This window comes from Paenirhizobium naphthalenivorans, assembly GCF_007992095.1.
GTDB classification, from domain to species: domain Bacteria; phylum Pseudomonadota; class Alphaproteobacteria; order Rhizobiales; family Rhizobiaceae; genus Allorhizobium; species Allorhizobium naphthalenivorans.
In genome coordinates this window covers 1-2,918 of the sequence record NZ_BJZP01000069.1, presented here as the reverse complement: position 1 = coordinate 2,918, position 2,918 = coordinate 1, and the positions used below count along the sequence as shown (strand labels likewise).

Below are 2,918 nucleotides of genomic sequence, written 5' to 3'. Positions count from 1 at the left end.
CCGAAAACGAGGCTGCGGTGCTGGCGGCGATCGCATACTTGCAGCCGGTGACCCGCGGCGAGCTGTCCAATATGTTTGGCAAGGAGATAAGCCGCGACACGATTGCCGGTCTTCGCGATGCCGGGTTTCTCAGCTCCGGCCCGCGCAGCCCGACACCCGGCGCGCCCTACACCTATGTGACGACGAAGCATTTCCTGTCGGCGTTCGGCCTTGAGACACTGCGTGACCTGCCCGATCTGGAGGGGCTCGAGGACGCCGGGCTGCTCAGCCGGCAGGCGCTCAAGGAAACCGCGCTTGGGCTGGTTGAGAGCGACGTACTGGAGGAGTGAGGATATAGGTCCTGTGCGGCTTCTTTAGGTTCCAATCATCTCCTGCACCCGGCGACGGCCGGGACCTGGGTTCATTCTGGCATAGGCGCCTAGCAGGTCCGGAAGCTTTATAGCCGGCTCCTTGCCTTTCGAGACATTAGGCTGTCCTCTACTGCGCCCGAGAGCTTTCGCCAGAAGCTCGATCCAGGCGGGGTGATCACACGGCGACGGGATCAGGCGCCACAGACGGCGTGCTTTGCGTTCCTCATCCTCGGCGTCATCCACCGGCCCTTCACTTGGGCAATTGAGACGTTCGGCGCAGTAAGCCCTTGCCGCTGTCGACAGACTGGTGAGGTTCATCGCTGAGTAGTATCCGCCTGTACTGGGCAAGCTCAAGAGCCGGCGGATAAGCATGGGTCCCGATGGGGAGTGGGCGATTGCTTCCAGGCTGCATACATTGTCGATGCATCGGTCGAACGTTCTCGTCACTGGACTGAGGTAAGGGATTGGTGCGCGGCGTAAGTCGTAGCCGCACGCAGCACAAGAATGTTGCGGCACGAGTTCGCTCTGGTCAAAGACTGCAATGCAGCGATTGCAGGACGGACATCGATCTCGCAATCGACAGCCATGCTCTGTGCAAGAAACCCGTGTCGCCAGCCGCCATCGACGCCGGAAATAGGGTTGCGCATCCTCGTTCAAACAGCGGCAGCAGAACTGCAGCCACGTAGAACTGTCGCGATGCCTGTTGTAGCGCAGCGGCAGCAAGAGTTGTTTCGGCAGATCCTGCGATACCGTCATCGCCGCGAGCTGATCATGCGCCACGCCCGTTTTGGCGTACAGCAGGTTTGCGATGTCGGCCGGTAGCCTCAGATCGAGGGCGGCCGACCACATTCCCGGATTAAGTCCGAGCACACGCGCGAATGCTCTCGGGGATACTCCGTTGGCAAAGGCAAGCCGGTGCAACCAGCTTGACAGCAATTCGTCTGGCTGCGGCATCACGGTGACCGGCCACCGGTCAGAAACCACGTCACCATATCGTTCGCGAAGGCTGATTGCCGGCGCGTGCGCGTCGGCCGTCGTCATAGAAGGCTCTCGCGAAAGGCCCTGCTGCGCCGCTGCGAGACCGGCACATGGTGCAGTTCGTCGATTCCGGCCTTGGTGATGCGTTCGCTCGTGGACATGATCGCCGCGACAGCTGCTTTGGTAACGATGGTGACGATCTCGCCGATCAGGCCTTCCGACAGGCTGAATATTTGCCGCGCCAATGGTTCGTTCGACAAATCCGAGACTTTTGCGAGCGGCAAAGCGGCTTCGAGACTGTCGAGCAGCATGAGGTAGTTCTCGTCATATTGCCAACGTGGAACTGCAACCAGGTCGAAGCGGCTCGCCATCTCGCTGGTGGAATTGATGAAATCGCAGACGGACACCTCGCCAATCAGCACAGGCGAGATGTCGTATTGACGCCCGATCCGCCGCAGGAAGGCAAAGACAGCTTCGACGTCGCGCGCACGGCCCCGCAACGCATTATGAAATTCATCGAAAATCAGCACCCTCGGTTTGAGGCTGAACAGCAAGTGGTCGAGTTGCTCGGCCTTTCGGCCAAGGTTCCACATATCGCCGCCTGGAGCCCGCAGCGCCTGCAGAATACTGGCATAGAAATGGCCAAGGCCAGCGCCTTCGCGTGTCTGGGCTATCCATACCCTTTGCTTGGGCGAGGTTCTCAAGTGCTCGACGGCGAACCGCTCGGCAATCATCGTCTTGCCATTGGCGTAGGGGCCGACCAACATCAGCCCCTGGGTTCGCAAAGATGGAGGCCGATCCAGCAGTTCGGCCAGCCGCCGATGGCTGTCCTGGGCGACATGGTGCCCGATCCACCGTGGCGCGCGGATATAAGCGATCCTTGCCTCATGATCACGATCAAGATACGGCCGGACATGCTCGATCAAATGATCCACTGTTGCTACCAATCCTCCATCGGCAACCGGCTCTTCTGACGCGTGGGATGCTCGGCGGGAGGAAGTGCCGGCTGCTGCATAATGGCATAAGGCTTTTCCGCCGCGGCGGCATGGGCCTTGCGGACAGCATCACGCAACTGGCGCCTGGAGGGTTTCGCCGATTGCACAATGGCTGCGATCTCGCGGCGGAGCGCCACCTTCTCAGTGCTTGAGCGGTGGTTTGCCGCACGCCGACGGGTGCGTTCCGCCTCATGCTCCCACAGCGTCACTGAGGTCAGTTGGCCGTCGCGTCGCTCGACCGGCCGAAACTGTCTTGTTTCCGGGTCGCGGATGTAAACATGGCTGATGTCACGGGGGTCGTATCGCACCTCAAGCTTTCCGAGCCGGTCACGTTCGGGAACGACGGCGCTCAGCCACGGCGAATAATAGTGCATGGCGAACATGCTGATCCCTTGCGGTGACAATTGCCTTTCCGTCCCCGGCAAGAACGACAACAGCACGCGCTGCGGGTCATCGTCGAAACGAGGCAGGGCGGTTGCCTTGCGCTGCCATTCCTTCATGGGGACATTCAGGGTCTTGGAGTTTTCCTGCAGGTTGTGATCGATCACGGCCAGCGCAACGCAGCGCTCCAGATCGGCGAAGCTCACGCAGGCCC

At 60.7% G+C, this 2,918-nt stretch carries 4 protein-coding genes; 1 reads left to right on the top strand and 3 read right to left on the bottom strand.

The window, feature by feature from the left end; translation table 11 throughout:
- The coding region (gene scpB / locus RNA01_RS22975; protein WP_147182409.1) for an SMC-Scp complex subunit ScpB at positions 1-329 on the top strand (329 nt) is incomplete at its 5' end.
- Positions 330-353: 24 nt separating this feature from the next.
- On the opposite strand, the gene RNA01_RS22970 is transcribed toward scpB, so the two are convergent.
- The 3 genes from RNA01_RS22970 to RNA01_RS22960 all read right to left on the bottom strand — a co-directional run.
- Positions 354-1,391: a TniQ family protein gene (locus tag RNA01_RS22970; protein WP_147182408.1), complete on the bottom strand. Its 1,038-nt coding sequence runs from the start codon at positions 1,389-1,391 to the stop codon at positions 354-356.
- Complete coding sequence (locus RNA01_RS22965) at positions 1,388-2,263, bottom strand: TniB family NTP-binding protein (protein ID WP_235916855.1); 876 nt, start codon at positions 2,261-2,263, stop codon at positions 1,388-1,390. The genes RNA01_RS22970 and RNA01_RS22965 overlap by 4 nt, the downstream gene beginning before the upstream one ends.
- 5 nt (positions 2,264-2,268) lie before the next feature.
- The coding region (locus tag RNA01_RS22960; protein ID WP_170253621.1) for a Mu transposase C-terminal domain-containing protein at positions 2,269-2,918 on the bottom strand (650 nt) is incomplete at its 5' end.

Coding starts and splice junctions, on each gene's coding strand:
- RNA01_RS22970 (WP_147182408.1), bottom strand. CDS start 1,391: ATGACGACGGCCGACGCGCACGCGCCGGCAATCAGCCTTCGCGAACGA.